Raw genomic sequence first — 22,555 nt, forward strand, 5'->3', positions numbered from 1 at the left:
AAACCGTCATGCTGAATCACGGCCTGCAAGTGCTGTACATCGAAGACGACGAACTGGTGCGGCGCGCCAGCGTGCAGAGTCTGCAACTGGCGGGCTTCGAGGTGGTCGGCCACGCGTCGGTGGAATCCGCGGCGAAGACGATCAGCGCGGATTTCTCCGGGGTGATCGTCAGCGATATTCGCCTGCCCGGCGCGAGCGGTCTCGATCTGCTTGCGCAGTGCCAGGAGCGCGCGCCGGATGTGCCGGTGATCCTCGTGACAGGCCACGGCGATATCTCGATGGCCGTGCAGGCGATGCGCGACGGCGCATACGATTTCATCGAAAAACCGTTCGCGTCCGAGCGGCTGATCGAAACCGTCAGGCGTGCGCTGGAGCGCCGCAAGCTGGTGCTGGAAAACCTCGCGTTGCGCCGCGAGTTGGCCGGGCAAGGAACGGTGGCGCCGCGGATCATCGGTCGCAGTCCCGCAATCGAACAGGTGCGGCGGCTGATCGCGAACATCGCGCCCACCGACGCGTCCGTGCTGATCAACGGCGACACCGGTGCGGGCAAGGAGCTCATCGCGCGCAGCCTGCATGAATTGTCGCCGCGGCGCGACAAGCCGTTCATCGCGGTGAACTGCGGCGCGCTGCCCGAGCCGATGTTCGAGTCGGAGATGTTCGGCTACGAGCCGGGCGCTTTCACCGGCGCGGCCAAACGGCGGATCGGCAAGCTCGAACATGCCTCGGGCGGCACGCTGTTTCTCGACGAGATCGAGAGCATGCCGCTTGCGTTACAGGTCAAGCTGCTGCGCGTGTTGCAGGACGGCGTGCTGGAGCGCCTCGGCTCGAACCAGCCAATTCGCGTGAACTGCCGCGTCGTGGCCGCTGCCAAAGGCGACATGGCCGAGCATGTCGCGGACGGGTCGTTCCGGCGCGATCTGCTGTACCGGCTGAATGTGGTGACGATCGCGTTGCCGCCACTGGGCGAGCGTCGCGAGGACATCGTGCCGCTCTTCGAACACTTCTTGCTGGACGCGGCGGTGCGCTATCAGCGGCCTGCACCCATCCTCACCGATCGCCAGCGTACTAGCCTGACGCAGCGCGACTGGCCCGGCAACGTGCGGGAACTGCGCAATGCCGCCGATCGCTTCGTGCTCGGCGTCGCCGATGATCCGGTGATGTCTTTCGGCGAGGACGCCGTGGCCATACAGTCGTTGAAGGAGCGCGTCGAGCAGTTCGAACGCGCGATGATTGCGCAGGCGTTGGAGCAGGCGGGCGGCGTGGTGGCGGTCGCGGCGGACAAGCTGCAGTTGGGCAAGGCCACGCTGTACGAGAAGATCAAGCGATATGGCCTCGCGGCCAAAGGGGAAGGGGAACGCTGAGTAGGAGCCGCGCCAGCGGGACAAGAGGCCGCCGACGCGTTCGAATCTGATTAGCTGCCGAATCGTCTGCCGCGGCTTATGTCTTGAGGGCTTTTTCCAGCAGCTGGTCGAGTTCGGCGAACTGCGGCTCACCGACATAGCGCTTCAGAATCTTGCCGTCCTTGTCGATCAGGAAGGTGGTCGGCGTGAGCTGCACATTGCCGAACTGCTTCGCGGCCGAACCGTCGTCCATCGCAACCTTGAACGGCAATTGGCGCGTTTGCGCATAGTTCGTCACGTACATCGGCGCGTCGTAATTCATTGCTACGGCGACGAATTCGAGGCCCTGCCCCTTGAAGCGGTTATAAGTCTCGACCATCTGCGGCATTTCCTTCATGCAGGTGTCGCAATTGGTCGCCCAGAAGTTGACGAGGTAGACCTTGCCTTTGAGCTCGGCGGTCGTGACCTTCTGGCCGGACAGCAGCGTGAAAGTCGCATCGGGCGCGCGCTGTTGACCCGCAAACGCAAAGTATCCGGCGACGGCCAGCGCGATCGCCACGGCAGCCGCGATGAGGTAGCGAAGCGGGTTGGCTCGCCGGGCGGCGGAGGAATTGGAGTTCATGAACGCAACCTCGGGAGTCGCGCGGAGTGCGCGGGGCAGTGGGTCGGTCGGGGCGTCAGCCCTGACGCTGCATAGCGTTGCTATTGTAGCGCCATTCCGTTGACGCGGCAGCAGCGGGGCGGCAGCGGATAATGGCGTTTTACGTTCTCGTCGCGACGATCCTCCTCCCCTATGCTTCGAACTGCTTGCAGCGCTCACCGCCGCATTTGCCATTTTCTCTCCCGCATCCCTTTTCGTTCGATCTTTGACAGCCGTTGCCGGCGTCATCCGTTTGCTGACACGCGGCCGGCCGGTGCTTCAGGCGCTCTTTCCTGTCTGCCGCGGCTGCGGCGCATGCGTGCGCGACTCGGCGCGGTGGGCAGCGCGCTTTTGCTCGGCGTCGTGCTGAGCGCCTGCTCGCCGACCTTCGACTGGCGCACCGTGACGAACAACGACAACGGCTACTCCGTCGATTTTCCGGCCAAGCCGGGCAACGATCAGCGCGCGGTGCAGATCGACGGCGCGCCGATGGAAATGGCGATGCAGACGGCGGAGGCCGGCAACGCGGTGTTCGCGGTCGGTACCGTGATGCTGCCGGACGACCACGAAGCGACGCAGCGCATCGCGCTGGATTTCCTGCGCGACGGCCTCGCCCGCAACGTCCGCGCGGTGCCGGACGCGCATGCGGTCGCAATCACGCTCGCCGCCGGCGGCCAGATCCCAGGCGTCGAAATGAAGCTGAGCGGCGAGGCCGGCTCGCAGCACGAAACCCGCACCGTCTACGCGCGACTAGCGGCGCGCGGACGCCACGTCTACCAGGCGGCGATCATCGCTTCTGGACCGTTGCCGCAGGAACAGATCGACCAGTTCTTTTCATCCTTCCGGCTGTACTGAAATCGGGATTTTTGGCCGATTCGGCAGGCGATGACTTACAGCGGACACTGAAAGTTCCTTCACAGCACCACGCCCTAATGTCCGGATTACGTGGCACTTTTCGTTGTGGGCAGCGCCCCTGTGGATAACTCTGTTGAGAACTCGCGGCAAATTGCCGAAAATCCCCATGCCATGGGCTTTCCGTGAGCAATCGCCCGGTTTGGCGGTTCGAAAAAAACCAATGAAATCAAGGCCGTCTTGGCGGCGCGCTGCGATACACCGATGAGATGTATCGAAATCTATCAAGAACGGCTACATGTGCATAAGTCAAGTCTTGACAGGATATTTTTCTCGTCACCGAAAGCCGAAAGCCCGGCGATACTGGATCGCCTCCGCGATCTGCGTGGCGGTCGGCATCGGGGCCCCCGCAAGATCGGCGATGCTCCGCGCAACTTTCAGCACCCTGTAGTAAGCACGCGCTGACCAGCCGAAGCGCTCGCCGGCCTCGCGCAACAGAGATTCACCCGCCGGGTCGGGACGGCAGACCTCGTCCACTTCACGTCCGGCGAGTTCGCGATTGGTCTTGCCTTGCCTGAGCAGTTGCCGCTCGCGCGCGACGCACACGCGCCGCGCAATGTCCGCACTCGCCTCGCCCGTCGTGGTCGCCCGGGCCGCCAACTCAGCTGGCGTGAGCGCCGGTATTTCGAGCTGGATGTCGATCCGGTCCAGCAGCGGGCCGGACAGCTTGCGCAGGTAGCGCGCCGCGATCTCCGCCGTACAGCGGCAGCGGCCGCTCGGGTCTCCGCGCCATCCGCAGGGACAGGGGTTCATCGCGGCGATCAGTTGGCAGGCGGCCGGAAAATCCGCTTGCAACGCCGCACGAGAGATCGTGATGCGGCCGGCCTCCAGTGGCTCGCGCAGCGTTTCGAGAACCACACGATCGAATTCCGGCAGCTCGTCCAGAAACAGCACGCCCAGGTGGGCAAGGGTGATCTCTCCCGGTTGCGGCGGATTGCGTCCGCCGACCAGCGCCGCCGCGCTCGACGAATGGTGCGGCGCGCGAAACGGCCGCTGACGCCACTGTGCCGGGTTGAAGCCGGCGCGGCTCGCGGACAGCAGGGCGGCGGAGTTGAGCGCTTCGTCGTCCGTCATTGGCGGCAGCAACCCCGGCAAGCGCGCGGCGAGCATCGACTTGCCCGCCCCAGGCGGCCCGATCAGCAGCACGTGATGCCCGCCGGCCGCCGCCACTTCCAGAGCGCGCCGCGCGGCGCGCTGGCCGATCACCTCCGTCATGTCGGGAACGACGGCGGACGCGGCGTCCCCAAGGTCAGGCGCGGCGACGGGGGCGAGCCGCGCGTCGGGCGTGTCCGTCAGATGTGCGCACAGCGACGGCAGGTCAGCGGCTCCGTAGACATCGACCCCGGGCACGAGCGCCGCTTCAGCTGCGCTCGACGCGGGCAAGTACAGCTGTGGCCTGCGGTCGTGCGGAACGTGAGTCGTCGCCGGGTCGCCGGAAAGCGATGACAGCGAAGCCGCCGCTCTACCGCCGTGGGCAGCAGCGCTGCGCGCAGTCCCGCAGGCCATCGCGAAGGCGCCGCGCATCGGCCGAAGCGCGCCCGTCAGCGACAGCTCCCCGGCAAACTCCCGATGCAGCAAGGATTCAGCGGGAATCTGTGCGCTCGCGGCGAGTATCCCCAGCGCGATCGGCAGATCGAAGCGGCCGGATTCCTTCGGCAAATCGGCGGGAGCGAGATTGACGGTGATGCGGCGGACAGGGAAATCAAAGCCGCAGTTCTGCAGCGCCGCGCGCACGCGTTCGCGGCTTTCGCGCACTTCGAGATCAGGAAGGCCGACGATGGAAAAAGAGGGTAATCCATTCGCGAGGTGAACCTCGACAGTTACTTCGGGCGCGCGGCCAGAGGCCGGCGCGCGACTGCGCACCACGGCAAGCGACATGTTTTCTCCCGTCGGACAGCGCGCGAAGGCGCGCGCGAGTCCCCTAAAACGCTGATGACGTCACGGCTCGCTTGCCTGTGATGTGCAGCACGACGCAGCCAGTGCGCTGCGGGCGACGGGTGGTTACAGCGTTTGCGTCGTGACCGGCAGCTTCTGTTCAAGCTCGGCGACGCGGCGTTCGAGTTCTTCCAGGCGCGCGCGCGTGCGCACCAGCACCTGCGTCTGCGTATCGAACTCCTCGCGCGTAACCAGATCGAGCTTCGAAAAGCCCTGCGACAACATCGCTTTGACGTTGCGCTCGACATCTTTGGCCGGTGAGTTCTTGAAGAGCTCGCTCATGCGCGCCTGAAACTCGTTAAAAACATCGTTTGGTTGCTTCATGGTTCCCTCGTCCGCACAAAAAATGTGCATATTTCGTTGCGCCTGTGCCTGTTCGCCGCGCATGGGCCGTCTTGGTGCGTGCCCTGCTGCGCGCCGTTCGCTGATGAACCCCTTTGGTGCGCGGCTCAGCGTTCAAGCCCTTTGAACACTCTAGCAACGATCCAAACGCCGCGCCACCGGGCGCGGTCATCGTTGGCCGTCCGGCCAGGGGCGCTTGCGCCTTCCGCGCGGGGCGCGCAGGGCGGCACAACATGGCATGACAGTTGCTTTTAATGCCCCGCGCCTGCTGCCGGCGGCTTTGCGGCAGCGAAACGAGACCACCCCAAGGGGTTACGAGTACACAAGCGGGTCAGCAACGGTTACGCAACGGGGTTACGCAACTTAGCGAGGATTTCATGAAACTCATCACCGCAATCATCAAGCCGTTCAAGCTCGATGAGGCGCGCGAAGCCTTGTCGGCGATCGGCGTCTCGGGCATCACCGTAACGGAAGTCAAGGGTTTCGGCCGGCAGAAGGGCCATACGGAGCTGTATCGGGGCGCGGAATACGTCGTCGATTTCCTGCCGAAGGTGAAGATCGAGGCGGCTGTCTCCGACGACATCGTCGATCAGGCGATCGAAGCCGTCGAACGCGCGGCACGCACTGGAAAGATCGGCGACGGCAAGATCTTCGTCACGCCGATCGAACAGGTGGTCCGGATCCGCACCGGAGAGACCGGCGCGGACGCTCTGTAATACAAAAAGATTGCGACACGTATAGCGACAAGAGGAAACGAAAGATGCGCAAATTATTGATGTCCCTGCTGATGGCCGGCTCGCTGCTCGCGGGCGGTATGGGCGCCGCGCTCGCGGACGACGCGTCCGCTCCGGCCGCCGCCTCGGCTCCCGATACGACGGCTAAAACACCGGCGCCGGACGCCTCGGCTGCGCCCGCCGCTTCGGCGCCGGCAGCTACCGCATCGGCCGCTGCGGCGGCCAGCGCCCCGGCTGCGTCCGACGCAGCACCGGCCGCGCCCACCGCACCGTTCTCGGTCGATTCGTCGAAGATCAATTCGGGCGACACCGCCTGGATGCTGACCTCCACCGCGCTCGTGCTGTTCATGACGATTCCCGGTCTGGCGCTGTTCTACGGCGGCATGGTCCGCAAGAAGAACGTGCTCGCCACGCTGATGCAAAGCTTCGCGATCACCTGCCTCGTGACGATCATCTGGACGGTGGTGGGCTACAGCATCGCCTTTACGCCGGGCGGCTCGTTCATTGGCGGCTTCTCGCGCGTCTTCATGGCGGGCATGAACTACATCAAGGGCGACAAGGCCACGACGCTGACTGTCAGCCACCTGGCCCCAACCATCCCGGAGACGGTCTACTTCGTCTATCAGATGACGTTCGCGATCATCACCCCGGCACTGATCACCGGGGCGTTTGCCGAGCGCATGAAGTTCTCGGCGATGCTGGTGTTCATGACGCTGTGGTCGATCATCGTCTACGCGCCGATCGCGCACATGGTCTGGGAACCGAGCGGCTGGCTCGCTAGCGCGGGCATCCTCGACTTCGCGGGCGGCACGGTGGTCCACATCAACGCCGGTGTCGCGGGTCTGGTCTGCTGCCTCGTGCTGGGCAAGCGTATCGGCTACGGCAGGGAAGCGATGGCGCCGCACAACCTGACGCTCACCTTGATCGGCGGCGCGATGCTGTGGGTAGGCTGGTTCGGCTTCAACGCGGGTTCGGCGGTGGCGGCGGACGGCCGTGCCGGTTTCGCGATGTTCGCAACACAGGTGGCGACCGCGGCAGCGGCACTCGCCTGGATGTTCGCCGAGTGGGCGACCAAGGGCAAGCCGTCGGTGCTCGGCATCGTGTCGGGCGCGGTCGCCGGTCTGGTGGCGATTACGCCGGCTTCGGGCTTCGTCGGCACGCTCGGCTCGCTGGTGATCGGTATCGTGGCCGGCCTCCTCTGCTTCTGGTCGGCAACGTGGCTCAAGCACAAGTTCGGCTACGACGACTCGCTCGACGCGTTCGGCGTGCACTGCATCGGCGGGATCGTAGGTGCGCTGCTGACCGGCGTGTTCGCGGTCAAGGACATCGGCGGCGCGGACGGCAGCGTGATCCTGCAAGCCAAGGGCGTGCTGACCACGCTGATCTACAGCGGCGTGGTGAGCTACGTGCTGCTCAAGATCATCGACATGGTGATGGGCATCCGCGTGACGGAAGAACAGGAACGCGAAGGCCTCGACGTCAGCCTGCACGGCGAGCACGTCGAGTAAGGAATGTTCCGCGAGCCCGCGCTCCCGGGCTCGCTGGCTCATGGCTAAGCGCAGCGATTTGGCCCGCCTTTATGGCGGGCTTTTTTCTTGCTGCCCATGTTGCGAACGGGAGATTTCCCTGCCTATCATGGCGACAGCGACAATGCATTCGCGTCCGCTTGCGAATGGAGAAACCGTCCCCAAATGGACAAAGCATTTGCTCTACAATCTTTTTTCTCCAGTCTGCGAGTGATCAATGGTTCCGCACCTAGTTACGGCGTTAAACGGCCCGCTGCTCGATCTCGAGCGGAAGATCCTGGACGCCACGCCCGCCATCGAACGCTGGTTCCGGCTCGAATGGCAGGAGCACACGCCGCCGTTCTACTGTTCCGTCGATCTGCGTAACGCTGGTTTCAAGCTCGCGCCGGTCGACACCAATCTGTTCCCCGGCGCATTCAACAATCTGCCGCAGGAAGTATTGCCGCTCGCCGTTCAGGCCGCGATGGCATCGATCGAAAAGATCTGCCCGGACGCGAAAAACCTGCTGGTCATTCCCGAGCGCCATACCCGCAACGCGTTCTATCTGGAAAACGTCGCACGTCTGGCCGCGATCATGCGTCAGGCCGGTTTGAACGTGCGTTTCGGTACGCTCGACGAAAGCATCAATGGTCCGGTCACGATTGCGCTGTCGGACGGCCAGAAGCTTGTGCTCGAACCGCTCGAGCGTTCGCAGCGGCGCCTCGGCCTGAAAAATTTCGACCCCTGTTCGATCCTGCTGAACAACGATCTGTCGGGCGGCATTCCGCCCGTGCTCGAAAATCTGCATGAGCAGTACCTGCTGCCGCCGTTGCATGCCGGCTGGGCGGTACGCCGCAAATCGACGCATTTCTCCTGCTATGACGACGTGGCAAAGAAGTTTGCGAAGATGGTCGACATCGATCCGTGGATGATCAATCCGTACTTCGCGCATGTGGAAGGCGTCGACTTCGAACAGCGTACCGGCGAAGACGCGCTGGCTGCTGCGATCGACGGTGTGCTCAAAAAGATCGCCAAGAAGTATCGCGAGTACGGCATCGCGGAGAAACCTTATGTTGTCATCAAGTCGGACGCGGGCACCTATGGCATGGGTGTGATGACGGTGCACGACGCATCGGAAGTGGTCGCGCTCACCAAGCGCGAACGCGCGAAGATGGCCGCCACCAAAGACGGCCTTGAAGTGCACAACGTGATCGTGCAGGAAGGCGTGTACACGTTCGAGCGAATCGGTGAAGAAGTTGCCGAGCCGGTCGTCTACATGATCGACCGTTATGTGGTCGGCGGCTTTTATCGCGTGCACGGCAGTCGTGAGCGCGACCAGAACCTGAACGCGCCCGGCATGCACTTCGTGCCGCTCGGCTTCGAGCATACCGCGCTGCCGGACGCGCACGCCAAGCCCGGCGCGGCGCCGCCGAACCGCTTCTACATGTACGGCGTGGTAGCGCGGCTCGGACTGCTGGCCGCATCGGTCGAGCTGGAAAAGACCGATCCGGAAGCGATCCAGGTTTAACCACCCAAGATGGCGATGGCGGCACGCGTGCCGCCGTCGCCATTTTCAAAGACTTCTCACGATCAATGCTAGCCCGTCAGGGCGCACCGGGACCTTCATGGATATTCTTTTCATCGCCGACCCGCTCACCCAGTTCAAGATCTACAAAGACTCGACCTACGCAATGATGGCGGAAGCGGCGCGCCGCGGCCACGTGGTGTACACGTGCGAGCCGAAGCATCTGGCGTGGACGGGCGGCGACGTCGAGGCGAACGTGCAGCGGGTGGCGATCGTCGGCGACGTGACCGATCTGCATCGCGACCTCTGGTACGCCGCCGACCCCGCGGCACCGCGCGCGCTGAAGAGCTTTACCGCGGTGGTGATGCGCAAGGACCCGCCGTTCGACATGGAATACGTGACGTCGACGTGGCTGCTGGAACTCGCCGAGCGCGGCGGCGCACGCATTTTCAACAAGCCGCAGGCAATTCGCGATCACTCGGAAAAGCTGGCGATCGGCGAGTTCGCGCGGTTCGTTGCGCCCACGCTGGTCACGCGCGACCCGAGCCGTTTGCGCGCGTTCCATGAGCAGCACGGCGACGTGATCCTCAAGCCGCTCGACGGCATGGGCGGCATGGGCGTGTTCCGCGTGAAGCCCGACGGCATGAACCTCGGCTCGATCGTCGAAATGTTGAGCCACGACGGCGCGCGTTCTGTAATGGCGCAAAAGTTCATCCCCGAGATCAAGGAGGGGGACAAGCGCATCTTGCTGATCGGCGGCGAAGCGGTGCCGTATTCGCTCGCGCGTATCCCTCAGGGCAGTGAAGTGCGCGGCAACCTTGCGGCCGGCGGCCTCGGCGTTGCGCGTCCGCTCACCGAGCATGATCGCGAGATCGCCGACACGCTCGCGCCGGTGCTCGCGGCGCGCGGTTTGCTGCTGGTCGGGTTGGATGCAATAGGCGACTGGCTGACCGAAGTCAACGTGACAAGCCCGACGTGTTTTCGCGAAATCATGGATCAGACCGGCTTCGATGTCGCCGCGATGTTCGTCGACGCGCTGGAGCGCGCGGCGGCCTGACGTGCACCTTGAATGCCGGCGCCGGCGCACAAACTATGTGGTGGGCCCCGGGTTGTCCGCCCGAGCGGCCGACGGATCTGGCGCGAAAATGACCCTGATACAATGCCCGCTCTCGTGTGCCGAGCCGGTTCGATGTCTGTTGACGGTCGCCGCCGGCACCGATGGTGGCGGGCAAACGAGCTGCGGTGACGGCGCCAGCACTGCGCGATGCGCCGCGAGCCGCTCGTCGTAGGGTGCGTTCGGCCTCTCCTGACTCACGGCCGGTCGAGAGCGCTGACGAACCGGGCCTGGTCCCGGTCCACGGTTCAAGGCCGATCTTTTGCAGCAAGGCTTACATGGCAGGCATTCTGATCATTGCGCACGCCCCCTTTGCCACCGCGTTGCGCGATTGTGTTTCGCACATCTATGGTGGCTTGCCCGCTCGCATCGGCGTGATCGACGTATCGCCCGATTGCGAACCGACGCAGATGGTTGCGTTCGCTCATTCGGAAATAGAGCGGCTCAAGGAAGAGAACGGCACGCTCGTGCTCACCGATATGTTCGGCGCGACGCCCGCGAATATCGCCGGCCGGCTCGCTGTCCTGCCGGACGTGCGCGTGCTGTGCGGCGTCAATTTGCCGATGCTGGTGCGCGCCGTCTGTTATCGCGCGACGCCGCTCGACACCCTGGTCGACAAGGCGCTCGCCGGCGCGACGAAGGGCGTGCATGCGATCGGACCTGCAGCGCCCGCGCCGGTCATGTCGGCGGCCGCTGCGGGCGAGTGCGCGCCGGCACTACCGCCGGACGCTGCGCCCGGCGACTGTCTGCCCGCCTTGCCGCCCGACGCGGACCTGACGCAGAAGACCGACGCGGCCGGCTTGTGAGCGGATTCGCGCGTCGCTCCAGGCTTCAAACGCATTGCAATGAGTTTACAGTTGCACTTCACAACATATTTACCCGCGTTCTGGACATCACATGCTGCAACAGGAAACGACTATCGTGAACAAGTTGGGGCTGCACGCACGTGCGTCGGCCAAGTTGACGCAACTGGCGGGCAACTACCAGGCGGAAATCTGGATGAGCCGCAATGGCCGTCGCATCAACGCGAAAAGCATCATGGGAGTGATGATGCTGGCTGCGGGCATCGGCAGCACGGTGCTGATCGAAACAGAAGGCGCCGACGAAAAAGAAGCAATGGACGCATTGTTGAAACTGATTGCCGATAAATTCGGCGAGGGACAGTGAGTCGCGCGTGTACGTTGCAATCAGCACCAACGCCGCGGCTGTCCGCGGCGTTTTTTTTAGTGCGCGACAATACCGCACCGGCACACGTCAGTAGACCACCAGACCTGACACATGTCATTGACGCAAGAACATTGAAGGCGCGTAGTCGGGCGCAATACGTTGATTCGTGCTGCGCTGCACCTATCTACGACATCCCTTCGCGGGACGCGGAATTTATAATGACTGCGACGGTCTGAGAGCATTGCAGCGGTCTGCCGCGACATTACACAACTAGAGGAGGTGCGCGTGTCCTTCACGCTGCATGGAATTCCCGTCTCACGCGGTATCGCCATTGGGCGGGCCTATCTGATCGCCCCGGCTGCACTTGACGTCGACCACTATCTGATCGAGCCCGCGCAGATCGAGGGTGAGGTCGCGCGGTTTCGCGCGGCCCAGCAACATGTGCATCGCGAACTCGCTACGCTGCGCTCGGATCTCGCCGCGGACGCGCCGAGCGAGATGGGCGCGTTCATCGACGTTCATTCAATGATCCTCGACGATGCGATGCTGGTGCAGGAGACGATCGATCTGATTCGCACCCGCCGCTACAACGTCGAGTGGGCGTTGACGGAACAGCTCGAGCGGCTATCGCGCCATTTCGACGACATCGAAGACGAATATCTGCGAGAGCGCAAAGCCGACATCGAACAAGTGGTGGAACGCGTGCTGAAGGCGCTCGCGGGAGCATCGGCTGCGCTCGCCGATGGTGTGCACGGCGCATGTGACGAGATGATCGTGGTCGCGCACGACATCGCGCCCGCCGACATGATGCAGTTCAAGACGCAGACGTTCCAGGGCTTCGTCACCGATCTCGGCGGCCGCACCTCGCACACGGCGATCGTCGCGCGCAGTCTGGGCATTCCGGCCGCGGTCGGCGTGCAGCATGCGAGTGCGTTGATCCGTCAGGACGACCTGATTATCGTCGACGGCGATCACGGCATCGTGATCGTCGATCCCGCGCCAATCGTGCTCGAGGAATACTCGTATCGGCAAAGCGAAAAGGAACTGGAGCAGCGCAAGCTGCAGCGCCTCAAGTTCTCACCGACGCAAACGCTGTGCGGCACCCGCATCGAGTTGTGCGCGAACATCGAGCTACCGGAAGACGCGCGTGCGGCGATCAACTCGGGCGCGACCGGCGTCGGCTTGTTCCGCACCGAGTTTCTCTTCATGAATCACAAGGATCGCCTGCCCGAAGAGGAAGAGCAGTTCGGCGCGTACCGTCGCGCGGTCGAGTTGATGAACGGTTTGCCGGTCACCATCCGCACCATCGACGTGGGCGCCGACAAGCCGCTCGATTCGATGGGTAGTGGCGACGGCTATGAGTGCGCGGCGAATCCTGCGTTGGGGCTCAGGGCGATTCGCTGGAGTCTGTCAGAGCCGCAGATGTTTCTTACGCAGTTGCGCGCGATTCTGCGGGCGTCGGCGTTTGGCAAGGTGAAGATTCTGATCCCGATGCTTGCGCACGCGCAGGAAATCGATCAGACGCTCGATCTCATCCGTGAAGCCAAGCGGCAGTTGGACGATGCCGGTATCGCCTATGATCCGAACGTCCAGGTCGGCGCGATGATCGAGATTCCGGCTGCCGCGATCGCGTTGCCGCTGTTCCTGAAGCGGCTCGATTTCCTGTCGATCGGCACCAACGACCTGATCCAGTACACGCTGGCCATCGACCGCGCGGACAACTCAGTGGCGCATCTCTACGACCCATTGCATCCGGCGGTACTGCATCTGATCGCTTTCACGCTGCGCGAGGCGAAACGCGCGGGCGTGCCGGTGTCGGTGTGCGGCGAGATGGCGGGCGATCCGACATTGACGCGTCTGCTGCTCGGCATGGGCCTGACCGAGTTTTCGATGCATCCGAGCCAGTTGCTCGAGGTCAAGCAGGAGGTGTTGCGCTCGCATCTGAAGACGCTGGAAAAGCCGGTCGCCGATGTGCTCGCCTCTTTTGAGCCGGAAGAGGTGCAGGCCGCGCTCAAGCGGGTCGCGCAGGCCTGAAGCGTCGGTTGGCTGGCGGGGGCCAATAAGAAACGCCGCACTGTGTGCGGCATTTCCCCGAATTCAGCGTTGCATCCGCACAGGCATCAACTCGCATGCGGGCGGCCGCACACCGGGCAATCCGGCTGCCGCTCAACGCGCATCGTGTTCCAATCCATCCGCAACGAATCGAGCATCATCAGACGGCCGCGCAACGGCGTGCCGAATTCACCGATTATCTTGAGCGCCTCAGCGGCTTGCATCGAACCGATGATGCCGACGGTCGGCGCGAACACCCCCATTGTCGAGCAGGCGACTTCCTCGAACGGCTGGTCTTCGGGGAAGACGCACGCGTAGCAGGGCGATGCTTCATCGCGCAAATCGAACGTGCTGATCTGGCCGTCGAAACGCAACGCCGCACCCGACACCAGCGGCACGCGATGCTTCACGCACGCGCGGTTGATCGCGTGCCGTGTCGCGAAGTTGTCGGTGCAATCGAGCACCACGCTCGCGCCGGGCACCTCGCGATCGAGCCAGGCATCGTCGACGCGTTCGGCCACCGCGTTCACCATCACCTCGGGATTGATCTGCGCGATCGCGTCGCGCCCGGAGTCCACCTTGAGGCGCCCGACCGACGCGCTCACATGCAGGATCTGCCGCTGCAGGTTGGTCAGGTCGACAGTATCGGCGTCGACCAGGGTCAGTCGGCCGACGCCCGCCGCCGCAAGGTACATCGCAGCGGGTGAACCCAGACCGCCTGCGCCGACGATGATCGCGTGCGCGTCGATAAAGCGCTGCTGCGCCTCGATGCCGATTTCGTCGACGAGAATGTGACGGGAGTAGCGAAGGAGTTGATCGTCGTTCATGGCGGGGCGCGTGAGTGTGTCGCGCAATGGCTTGCAGACCTGCGCTCTGCAACGCGCGTTTCGTTGTGGTTATTTTAGTCGCGCGAGGGGTGCGGCTCGTTGCGGTCCGGCGGCGAGCTTCGCGGCAGCATTCGCCGCGAAGACTCGCTCAAGCTTGCTGCTTACTTGCCTTGTGCAGCTGGAGCCGAGGCAGGTGCCAGAGCTGAAGCCGGTGCCGTTCCCGAAGCGCCCGGAACCGGTTGCGTCGGCTTGACGGCGACCGGCGCGGACGCCGACCTGGCCGGCTTGTTCTGCGCCAGACGACGCTCCGTCAGCGACTTCGATTCCTGAACCGGCTTGCCTTCGAGCTTGTCCAGCGCCTGTTGCATCATGAAGTCGTCGTTCGAACCGAATTCCACCGGCTTGCGCTCACGATCCTTCTGACGCTGCTCCGGCGTCTTCTTGTCGTTCTGCTCTTCGAGCTGGCGCAACTGGTCCATGCGTTCCTGTTCGCGCTGTTCCGCTTCCTTCTTCTCGTTCGGGTCTTGCGTGTTTGCAAGGTGATTCGAGTAGTCGACTTCGCGGGTGACGAGCGCGTCGTCCGGATCGCCTTCCGCGTATTGATCCACCGGAATGTCGGGGCGAATGCCCTTGTTCTGGATCGAACGGCCGCTCGGCGTGTAGTAGTACGCGGTGGTCAGGCGCAGCGCGGTGTCCGCCGTCATGGGGCGCACGGTCTGCACTGAACCCTTGCCAAAGGTGGTCTTGCCCAGGATCAGCGCACGATGCTGATCCTGCAGCGCCCCAGCAACGATTTCCGACGCCGACGCCGAGTACGCGTTGGTCAGCACGATCATCGGCACGGTCTTGAAGATTGCCGGGACGTCCTTGAGCGGATCGTTGTCGAAGGACTGCAGACGGTAGTTGTCGTAAGTGTCGCGATAGACCTGCTTCGAATCCGGAATCTGGCCGTTGGTGGAGACCACCACGGAATTCGGCGGCAGGAAGGCGCCGGCCACGCCGACCGCGCTTTGCAGTAAGCCGCCGCCGTTGTTGCGCAGATCGAGGATGAGGCCCTTCAGGTTCGGCTCCTGACGCGCAATGTCTTGCAGCCTGGCGGCGAGATCAGGCGTGGTGCGTTCCTGGAAGCTGGTGACACGCACGTACGCGAAGCCCGGCGCGAGAATCTTGGCCTTGACCGACTGGACCTTGATGATCGCGCGTGTGACCGTGAGCGGGAACGTGCGGTCGTCGGTCTTGCGGAAGATCGTGAGTGTGACTTTGGTGCCCGGCTCGCCGCGCATCTGCTTGACCGCCTGGTCGAGCGTCATGCCGCGCACGGGCTTGTCGTTGATGCGCGTGATCAGGTCGCCCGGACGAATGCCGGCGCGGAACGCGGGCGTGTCTTCGATCGGCGAAATCACCTTGATCAGGCCGTCTTCCGACGAAATTTCGATGCCCAGACCCGCGAAGCGACCCTTGGTCTGCTCCTGCAGTTCCTCGTAATCGGTCTTGTCGAGATACGACGAGTGCGGGTCGAGGCTCGACACCATTCCCTTGATCGCTGCGGTGAGAAGCTTTTTGTCGTCGACCGGTTCCACGTATTCGTGCTTGATTTGCCCGAATACTTCGGCAAAGAGCCTGAGCTGCTCTAGCGGCAGAGGTGCGGCGGCGCTAGCGGGTTGCTGCGCCGAGGCGGACAGTTGCAGGGTGGCAAATGCACCGGTAGCAAGGCCCGCGGCAATCAGGCCGATATTTTTCAGGTTCTTTCGCATAGAGTCTGTTGCGGTCGGAAGCGCGTGGCGGCGTCGGTTGGAGTGGACGGACAAGTATAACTGCACACCCGCCCGGTCAGGTGGAGGGTGGGCAATCGTAATTCGACAGTACGGACCCCAGCGGGTTCGTGTGATGGAGCGCGTTGCAGCGAAGTAATCTGCCGTAACACGCGAATGGCGGGTCGAACCGCACGCTGGCGTGAGGCTGGCCGCGTCAGCCGGTGTGGCTGGCCGGCCGGCGCGGGTAGCGGGCGCCACGCGGCGAAGTTTTACCGCTCGAGCGCCTCGCGTGAGCGCGGCATCAGCCTGCTTTGCCTTGGCTCGCAACCGCGGCTTGCGCCTTCGCGATGGCTTCCTGGTCGCCCAGATAATAGTGTTCGACCGGCTTCAGGTTCTCGTCGAGTTCATAGACGAGCGGTACGCCGTTCGGAATGTTCAGGCCGACGATGTCGTCGTCCGAGATGTCGTCGAGGTACTTGACCAGTGCGCGGATCGAGTTGCCGTGCGCGGCGATCACGACCTTGCGGCCGGACTTGATGGCCGGCGCAATCGACTCGTTCCACAGCGGCAGCACGCGTGCGACGGTGTCTTTCAGGCACTCGGTGAGCGGTAGCTGTTCACGCGGCACCTTGGCGTAACGCGGATCGCCGTACGGTGCGCGCTCGTCCGTGGGCTCCAGCGCCGGCGGTGGGGTGTCGTAGCTGCGGCGCCAGACCAGCACCTGTTCGTCGCCGAACTTCGCAGCGGTTTCCGCCTTGTTCAGACCCGACAGCGCGCCATAGTGGCGCTCGTTCAGACGCCACGAATGGACGACCGGCAGGTACATCAGATCCATCTTGTCCTGCACGTGCCACAGGGTACGGATCGCGCGTTTGAGCACCGACGTGTAGGCGATGTCGAACGTGTAGCCGGATTCCTGCAGCAGGACGCCCGCTTGCTGCGCTTCACGGTTGCCCTGCTCGGTGAGATCGACGTCGACCCAGCCGGTGAAGCGGTTTTCCTTGTTCCACGTCGATTCGCCGTGGCGGATGAGAACGAGTTTGTACATGAGGTTGCCGGTCGGTAGTAAGGAAGCGGTCAAGCGCAGCGACGTTCCTTTAGAGGAGCACCGCCATCGCGTCAGGCGGTTATTTTATAATGGCTCGATTGCCCTTTTCGATTTCTCTCTTTTTCGGCGGATTTTCCGTGAAGTTTTTCACTGATTACACAAACCTTGTCCTCATCGCGATCCTCCTCATCTCCGGTGGGTTGCTGTTGTGGCCGACAATCAGCCGGCGCGGCCGCGGCGGCCTGTCGGCCGCTGAAGCCACCCAACTGATCAACCGGCGCAACGCGGCGGTGATCGATCTGCGCCCGTCCGCCGAGTTCGCCAAAGGGCATTTGCCCGCGGCGCGGCACCTTGAATTCGCGGAGTTGCAGGCCAAGCTCGCGCAGCTCGTGAAAAACAAGAGCAACCCTGTGCTGCTGGTGTGCCAGACCGGCCAGCAGTCGAACAAGGCAGCGCGTATCGTGCAGGATGCAGGCTACCCGGAAGTGCACGTTCTCGAAGGCGGTCTCGACGCCTGGCAGAAAGCCGGTATGCCCGTTGTGAAACAAGGAGCAGCCAAGTGAACAAAGTGATCATGTACAGCACCCAGGTGTGCCCGTATTGCCAGATGGCCGAACGTCTTTTAAAGTCGCGCGGCGTCGAGCAGGTTGAAAAAGTACTGATCGACAAAGACCCGGCCCGCCGCGAGGAGATGATGGCCCGGACCGGTCGTCGCACGGTGCCCCAGGTGTTCATCGGCGAGACGCACGTCGGGGGGTACGACGACCTGTCCGCGCTCGATCGCGCGGGCGGTTTGATGCCTCTGCTCGAAGCCGCCTGAGTTCACGCGCCCGCAGGCGCGCGAACGGTGGGCGAAATACAAGCCGGCGCATCCCCGTCCTCGAGGGCGGGCGAGGCGCCGCAACGATCCGGCGGCCATGAAATCATGCGCCGCCACCATGCATACCTATCTGGAATCATTCAATCATGTCCGACGACAACAACCAGCCGTTCTTCAACATCCAGCGCATCTACCTGAAGGACATGTCGCTCGAACAGCCGAATTCCCCCGGCATCTTCCTCGAGCAGGAAATGCCGTCGGTCGAAGTCGAAGTCGATGTCAAGGCCGAGCGCCTTGCCGACACGGTGTTCGAAATCCTCGTCACCGGCACGGTCACGGCCAAAGTGTCGGACAAGGTGGCGTTCCTGATCGAGGCCAAGCAGGCCGGCATTTTCGACATCCGCAACATCCCGGCCGAGCAGATCGATCCGCTGGTCGGCATCGCCTGCCCCACGATCCTGTTCCCGTACCTGCGCTCGAACATCGCCGACGCGATCACCCGCGCCGGCTTCCCGCCCATCCACCTGGCCGAAATCAACTTCCAGGCGCTGTACGAGCAACGTCTCGCGCAGTTGGGCAGTCAGGAAGGCGCGGCGCAGAACGGCGTCACGCACTAAGGTGTCGCAGGCAGTGCCGGCTATGAAGCTTGCTGTGCTCGGCGCGGGGGCGTGGGGTACGGCCCTCGCCGGCCATCTGGCCTTACGACACGACACGGTGTTGTGGGCCCGCGAGCCCGCGCTCATTGCGGATCTTCGCGCTTCGCAAGAAAACGCCCGCTATCTGGCGGGCGTCGCTCTGCCGGCGACGCTTCGCTACGAAGCGGACCTGAGCGCGGCGCTCGAGCACGCGCTCGCCGACGACGCGTTGTGCGTCGTGGCCACACCGGTGGCCGGACTGCGCAGTCTCTTTCGCGCGATGCGCGACGCGGGCAAGGTGCCGGCGCACGTGGTGTGGCTGTGCAAGGGTTTCGAGGCCGATTCGCAGCTGCTGCCGCATCAGGTGGTGGCGGCCGAGTTGCCGGCGCATCGCAGCAACGGTGTGCTGTCCGGTCCGAGCTTCGCGCGCGAAGTCGGGCAGGGCTTGCCCGTCGCACTGACGATCGCCAGCGCCTCCGCGGCGTGCCGCGGGCACACGGTCGCCGCGTTCCACCACGGCGCAATGCGCATTTATACCGGCGACGATATCGTCGGCGTTGAAGTGGGTGGCGCGGTGAAAAACGTGCTCGCCATTGCGACGGGCATTGCGGACGGTCTCGGCCTCGGGCTGAATGCGCGCGCGGCGTTGATTACGCGCGGGCTGGCCGAAATGTCGCGCCTGGGCGTGACGCTCGGCGGCCGGGCGGAAACGTTTACCGGCCTGACGGGCCTGGGCGATCTGATCCTCACCGCCACCGGCGATCTGTCGCGCAACCGCACCGTCGGCGTGCAACTCGCGGCGGGCCGCACGCTCGACGACATTCTCGGCGGCCTCGGTCACGTCGCGGAAGGCGTGCGTTGTGCGCAAGCGGTGCTCGCGATCGCACGCGCGCATGCGATCGAGATGCCGATCACGCAGGCCGTCTGCGCCGTGCTGTTCGACGGCGTAGCGCCTCGCGACGCCGTCAGCGCCCTGCTGCGGCGCGATTCCAAAGCTGAATAAGCGTTGTCTTCCAGCCGTTTGGCGCGTATTGCGCTGAACGGCTGCACGCGCTCGCTGTCCACGTTTTCATCGACGTTTCGGACCGGCGAGGGTCTCATGCTCACTTTCAATGCCTGCGCGCTGCAAGCGCGCGTGGTCGACATCACGACGCTCGACGTCGATGCGATCGTCAATGCGGCGAACAGGTCGCTATTGGGCGGCGGCGGGGTGGACGGCGCGATCCATCGCGCGGCCGGCAAGGACTTGCTACGCGAATGCGAAACGCTGGGCGGCTGCGCAACCGGCGACGCGAAACTCACGCGCGGCTACCGCTTGCCGGCGAGGCACGTGATTCACGCGGTGGGCCCAGTGTGGCGAGGCGGCACGCACGGCGAAGCCGATCTGCTCGCGTCGTGCTACCGGCGCTCACTGCAACTGGCGCACGAGGCGCGCTGCAAGAGCATCGCGTTTCCCGCCATCAGTTGCGGCATCTACCGCTTTCCAGCCGACGACGCGGTGCGGATCGCGGTCGCCACCGTGCTCGACACGTTGCCGCGCACGCCGCGAATCGAACGGGTGGTGTTCGCCTGCTTCGACGACGCGATGTTCGCGCGCTACGAAGCCGAATTGAAGCGCCGTCAGGCGCCGCCGTCGAAGCCGGTCTGACGCCACGCTTCGAACACGACGATTGCGACGGTGTTCGACAGATTCAAGCTGCGGTTGCCCGGGCGCATCGGCAGACGCACGCGCTGATCGGGGGCGAACTGGTCCAGCACCGCGTCGGGCAGGCCGCGCGTTTCGGCGCCGAACACGAACCAGTCACCTGACTGAAACGCATGCTCATGAAAGCGGCCGGAGCCGCGCGTGGTGAACGCGAACATCCGCGCCGCGTTGGGCGTTTCTTTGGCGACGAACGCGGCCCAGTCGGCATGCACGTTCATTTGCGCGTACTCGTGGTAGTCGAGGCCGGCACGCCGCAGCTTGGCGTCGTCGAGCGGAAAGCCGAGCGGCTCGATCAGATGCAACCGGGCGCCCGTGTTGGCGCACAGACGAATCACATTGCCGGTGTTCGGCGGAATTTCCGGCTCTACGAGAACGACGTTGAACATAGTGAGACCAGGTGGAGACTAGTTTTTCGGTGTGCGCAGCGCGACGAAGTTCGTGACCCGGCGCGCCCCTGCGGCTTTGAGCGTTCGAGCTAGCGCTTCGAGGGTCGCGCCGGTCGTCATCACGTCGTCGACGACGCCAACGTGCAGACCGCGCACCGCTCGCGTGACCTTGAACGCACTGCCCACGTTCAGGCGGCGCGCGTCCAGATCGAGTCGCGACTGCGGCGCAGTGTGGATCACCCGCCGCAAGACGGCCGCATCGCCGCGTACCTGTAACGCGCGGGCCAGGGGTCTGACGATCTGCCATGCCTGGTTGTAGCCGCGCTGGGTCAGACGCTGGCGGGCGAGCGGCACCGGCGCGATCACGTCGGGCCAGTCGGATTCATCTTGCCGGCTGTCTTGCGCGAGCCGCGCAAGGCGCTGCGCGAACTCGCGCGCTAGCATCAGCCGCGCGCGGAATTTCAGACCGATCGCCAGCGTGTCGAGCGGTGGCCGGTAGTCGGCGAGAGCAAAGGTCGCATCGAACGGCGGCGGTTCGGCCATGCAGTCCGCGCAACGATAGCGCGCGCTGCTCGCCCATCGCGCCGTCGGCAAAGGCACGGCGCACACGGCGCAACGCAGGCGGCTCTCGTTCCAGTACGCCTCGTCGCAGCCGGCGCACAAAGTCCGCTGTGACATATCGCCGCATAGCGCGCAAAGATTCGGCAACGCGACCTGCATCGCACGCGGCCACGTCGAACGCAGACGTCGCACGAAACGCGTGAGGCTTGCGCCGGAACAAGTGGAAAATGATCGCAATAACACTAGTGCACGCCCGCCAAGGCCTTTCACGCTGAACGCAAGGAAGCGAACGAGTATACTTCCTGCTCTACGCCAGCAGACACTCATGCCCCCAACTTCCGCTCAATCTGGCCGTCCGGCCTACGATTCCCGGCGCCTAAGGCGTATTTTCGATCGCCGTGCCGCGACCTTCCGTGAGGTCGCATTCCTGCCGCGCGAGATTGCGCAGCGCATGCGCGAGCGTCTCGATTACATCAAGCTCGCGCCGTCGAGCGTGCTCGATGCCGGCTGCGGCGCAGGCGACGACATCCCTGCCTTGCGCGAGCGCTTTCCCGAAGCGCCGGTGTTCGGCTCCGATCTGTCGCACGGCATGCTGTCGCGCGCGTTGCATCACGATGCCGGCGACACGGGCTGGCGGCGCTTCCTGCCGGCCTCTCTCGGCAAGGCGCTTGGCGCTCGCGGCCCGCGGTTCGCGCAAGCCGACTTCTCGGCTTTGCCGTTCGCGTCCGGCGCTTTCGACTTCATCTGGTCCAATCTCGCATTGCATTGGCACTCGCGGCCCGACCTCGTGTTCCCCGAGTGGCAGCGCGTGCTCAAGGTGAATGGCCTGCTGATGTTCAGCACGCTCGGCCCGGACACACTGAAGGAATTGCGCGGCGCCTACGCGGAGGTCGAGGCCACGCATGGTGTGGCCTCGCGCAAGCATGTGATCGACTTTGTCGACATGCACGACCTGGGCGATATGCTGGTCGAAAGCGGCTTCGAAATTCCGGTGATGGATCAGGAAACGCTCACCATCACTTATAAGTCGCCGGAGTCGCTGCTCGCGGACGTACGCCGCTGGGGCGCGTATCCGTTCGAGCGCGAAGCATTGTCCGGCGCCGCCGCGCGCAAGTTGCACAAGGCACTACTGGCGGCGCTCGAAGTCCGCCGCCGGGCCGACGGCACGATCGCGCTCACCTTCGAGGTGATCTACGGACACGCATGGAAAGCCGTGCCGCGCACCACAGCCGAGGGACACGGCATCGTGCGAATCGAGGACATTGCACGAGCTCCGTCGAGGAATCGTTGAAGCGGTGAAGAGGGCATCCGTTATGTCTGGAATTTGCAGTTCCAAAGACCCGCAAAAGGCGGGTCAAAACGGCGCTAAGGCTTGTCACGCGTGGCTTGTGGGCCAATCGGGGCTTGCTTGTGGATGCTATGGATCACGCCTATAATGCGTCAGTTTGTCGCCTGGAGTTCCCACACCTGGGGCGGCAGGCACGAGGCGCAGGGCTGCAAGATGAAGTGACGCGGTAGGGTTCGCGCGGCCCGAATCCATGGGCCGCGACGAA

At 64.1% G+C, this 22,555-nt stretch carries 23 protein-coding genes; 15 read left to right on the forward strand and 8 right to left on the reverse strand.

The window, feature by feature from the left end:
* The first annotated feature begins 11 nt into the window (after positions 1-11).
* Entirely contained in the window at positions 12-1,361 is a 1,350-nt protein-coding gene (locus ABQJ48_RS21555) for a sigma-54-dependent transcriptional regulator (protein WP_367840087.1), read from the forward strand.
* A 76-nt stretch (positions 1,362-1,437) separates the two neighbouring features.
* Here the strand turns inward: ABQJ48_RS21555 and ABQJ48_RS21560 are convergent, their stop codons facing one another.
* Positions 1,438-1,962 (reverse strand): peroxiredoxin family protein, encoded by a 525-nt coding sequence (locus ABQJ48_RS21560; RefSeq protein WP_367840027.1) that lies wholly within the window; start codon positions 1,960-1,962, stop codon positions 1,438-1,440.
* Positions 1,963-2,295: 333 nt separating this feature from the next.
* Between ABQJ48_RS21560 and ABQJ48_RS21565 the strand changes: the two genes are divergently transcribed.
* Positions 2,296-2,835 carry a hypothetical protein gene (locus tag ABQJ48_RS21565; protein WP_367840028.1) on the forward strand — a complete coding sequence of 180 codons (540 nt, stop codon included), beginning with the start codon at positions 2,296-2,298 and terminating at the stop codon, positions 2,833-2,835.
* A 333-nt stretch (positions 2,836-3,168) separates the two neighbouring features.
* Here the strand turns inward: ABQJ48_RS21565 and ABQJ48_RS21570 are convergent, their stop codons facing one another.
* Both ABQJ48_RS21570 and ABQJ48_RS21575 read right to left on the reverse strand, forming a co-directional pair.
* Positions 3,169-4,770 (reverse strand): YifB family Mg chelatase-like AAA ATPase, encoded by a 1,602-nt coding sequence (locus ABQJ48_RS21570; protein WP_367840029.1) that lies wholly within the window; start codon positions 4,768-4,770, stop codon positions 3,169-3,171.
* 123 nt (positions 4,771-4,893) lie between these two features.
* Positions 4,894-5,151 carry an accessory factor UbiK family protein gene (locus ABQJ48_RS21575; protein ID WP_367840030.1) on the reverse strand — a complete coding sequence of 86 codons (258 nt, stop codon included), beginning with the start codon at positions 5,149-5,151 and terminating at the stop codon, positions 4,894-4,896.
* Positions 5,152-5,546: 395 nt separating this feature from the next.
* Here ABQJ48_RS21575 and ABQJ48_RS21580 point away from each other — a divergent pair, with 395 nt between their 5' ends.
* From ABQJ48_RS21580 to ptsP, 7 genes are all read left to right on the forward strand, one after another.
* Positions 5,547-5,885, forward strand: coding sequence for a P-II family nitrogen regulator (locus ABQJ48_RS21580; RefSeq protein WP_035941413.1), 339 nt, complete (start codon positions 5,547-5,549; stop codon positions 5,883-5,885).
* 44 nt (positions 5,886-5,929) lie between these two features.
* A complete protein-coding gene (locus tag ABQJ48_RS21585) occupies positions 5,930-7,411 on the forward strand; it encodes an ammonium transporter (protein WP_367840031.1) in 1,482 nt (493 codons plus the stop codon).
* A 235-nt stretch (positions 7,412-7,646) separates the two neighbouring features.
* On the forward strand, positions 7,647-8,936 hold the full coding sequence (gene gshA / locus ABQJ48_RS21590; RefSeq protein WP_367840032.1) for a glutamate--cysteine ligase: 1,290 nt from the start codon (positions 7,647-7,649) through the stop codon (positions 8,934-8,936).
* Positions 8,937-9,033: 97 nt separating this feature from the next.
* Positions 9,034-9,990, forward strand: coding sequence for a glutathione synthase (gshB, locus tag ABQJ48_RS21595; RefSeq protein WP_367840033.1), 957 nt, complete (start codon positions 9,034-9,036; stop codon positions 9,988-9,990).
* Between the two features lie 335 nt (positions 9,991-10,325).
* A complete protein-coding gene (locus tag ABQJ48_RS21600; protein WP_367840034.1) occupies positions 10,326-10,853 on the forward strand; it encodes a PTS sugar transporter subunit IIA in 528 nt (175 codons plus the stop codon).
* A gap of 91 nt (positions 10,854-10,944) precedes the next feature.
* A complete protein-coding gene (locus ABQJ48_RS21605; protein WP_007179472.1) occupies positions 10,945-11,214 on the forward strand; it encodes an HPr family phosphocarrier protein in 270 nt (89 codons plus the stop codon).
* 285 nt (positions 11,215-11,499) lie between these two features.
* Positions 11,500-13,248, forward strand: coding sequence for a phosphoenolpyruvate--protein phosphotransferase (gene ptsP / locus ABQJ48_RS21610; RefSeq protein ID WP_367840035.1), 1,749 nt, complete (start codon positions 11,500-11,502; stop codon positions 13,246-13,248).
* A gap of 86 nt (positions 13,249-13,334) precedes the next feature.
* Here ptsP and ABQJ48_RS21615 read toward each other — a convergent pair whose 3' ends face one another.
* The 3 genes from ABQJ48_RS21615 to gpmA form a co-directional block, all read right to left on the reverse strand.
* Positions 13,335-14,093 (reverse strand): HesA/MoeB/ThiF family protein, encoded by a 759-nt coding sequence (locus ABQJ48_RS21615; protein ID WP_367840036.1) that lies wholly within the window; start codon positions 14,091-14,093, stop codon positions 13,335-13,337.
* A 161-nt stretch (positions 14,094-14,254) separates the two neighbouring features.
* Positions 14,255-15,847, reverse strand: a complete 1,593-nt coding sequence (locus tag ABQJ48_RS21620) for a S41 family peptidase (RefSeq protein ID WP_367840037.1) — start codon at positions 15,845-15,847, stop codon at positions 14,255-14,257.
* Between the two features lie 301 nt (positions 15,848-16,148).
* Positions 16,149-16,895 carry a 2,3-diphosphoglycerate-dependent phosphoglycerate mutase gene (gene gpmA, locus ABQJ48_RS21625; RefSeq protein ID WP_367840038.1) on the reverse strand — a complete coding sequence of 249 codons (747 nt, stop codon included), beginning with the start codon at positions 16,893-16,895 and terminating at the stop codon, positions 16,149-16,151.
* Positions 16,896-17,032: 137 nt separating this feature from the next.
* Here gpmA and ABQJ48_RS21630 point away from each other — a divergent pair, with 137 nt between their 5' ends.
* From ABQJ48_RS21630 to ABQJ48_RS21650, 5 genes are all read left to right on the forward strand, one after another.
* Complete coding sequence (locus ABQJ48_RS21630; protein WP_367840039.1) at positions 17,033-17,458, forward strand: rhodanese-like domain-containing protein; 426 nt, start codon at positions 17,033-17,035, stop codon at positions 17,456-17,458.
* Positions 17,455-17,715, forward strand: coding sequence for a glutaredoxin 3 (gene grxC, locus ABQJ48_RS21635; protein WP_367840040.1), 261 nt, complete (start codon positions 17,455-17,457; stop codon positions 17,713-17,715). Before ABQJ48_RS21630 ends, grxC begins: the two co-directional genes overlap by 4 nt.
* A gap of 146 nt (positions 17,716-17,861) precedes the next feature.
* Positions 17,862-18,332: a protein-export chaperone SecB gene (gene secB, locus ABQJ48_RS21640; protein ID WP_367840041.1), complete on the forward strand. Its 471-nt coding sequence runs from the start codon at positions 17,862-17,864 to the stop codon at positions 18,330-18,332.
* 22 nt (positions 18,333-18,354) lie between these two features.
* Positions 18,355-19,353, forward strand: a complete 999-nt coding sequence (locus ABQJ48_RS21645; RefSeq protein ID WP_367840042.1) for an NAD(P)H-dependent glycerol-3-phosphate dehydrogenase — start codon at positions 18,355-18,357, stop codon at positions 19,351-19,353.
* Between the two features lie 96 nt (positions 19,354-19,449).
* Positions 19,450-19,998, forward strand: coding sequence for an O-acetyl-ADP-ribose deacetylase (locus ABQJ48_RS21650; protein ID WP_367840043.1), 549 nt, complete (start codon positions 19,450-19,452; stop codon positions 19,996-19,998).
* Here ABQJ48_RS21650 and trmL read toward each other — a convergent pair.
* Both trmL and ABQJ48_RS21660 read right to left on the reverse strand, forming a co-directional pair.
* Positions 19,971-20,441 carry a tRNA (uridine(34)/cytosine(34)/5-carboxymethylaminomethyluridine(34)-2'-O)-methyltransferase TrmL gene (gene trmL, locus ABQJ48_RS21655; RefSeq protein ID WP_367840044.1) on the reverse strand — a complete coding sequence of 157 codons (471 nt, stop codon included), beginning with the start codon at positions 20,439-20,441 and terminating at the stop codon, positions 19,971-19,973. The two genes, ABQJ48_RS21650 and trmL, sit on opposite strands and share 28 nt — an antisense overlap.
* An 18-nt stretch (positions 20,442-20,459) precedes the next feature.
* Positions 20,460-21,161: a ComF family protein gene (locus ABQJ48_RS21660; RefSeq protein ID WP_367840088.1), complete on the reverse strand. Its 702-nt coding sequence runs from the start codon at positions 21,159-21,161 to the stop codon at positions 20,460-20,462.
* A 166-nt stretch (positions 21,162-21,327) separates the two neighbouring features.
* Between ABQJ48_RS21660 and ABQJ48_RS21665 the strand changes: the two genes are divergently transcribed.
* Complete coding sequence (locus ABQJ48_RS21665) at positions 21,328-22,293, forward strand: methyltransferase domain-containing protein (protein WP_367840045.1); 966 nt, start codon at positions 21,328-21,330, stop codon at positions 22,291-22,293.
* Positions 22,294-22,555: the final 262 nt, after the last annotated feature.

The sequence above is a fragment of the Paraburkholderia suaedae genome, from assembly GCF_040812055.1.
Classification (GTDB): Bacteria; Pseudomonadota; Gammaproteobacteria; order Burkholderiales; family Burkholderiaceae; genus Paraburkholderia.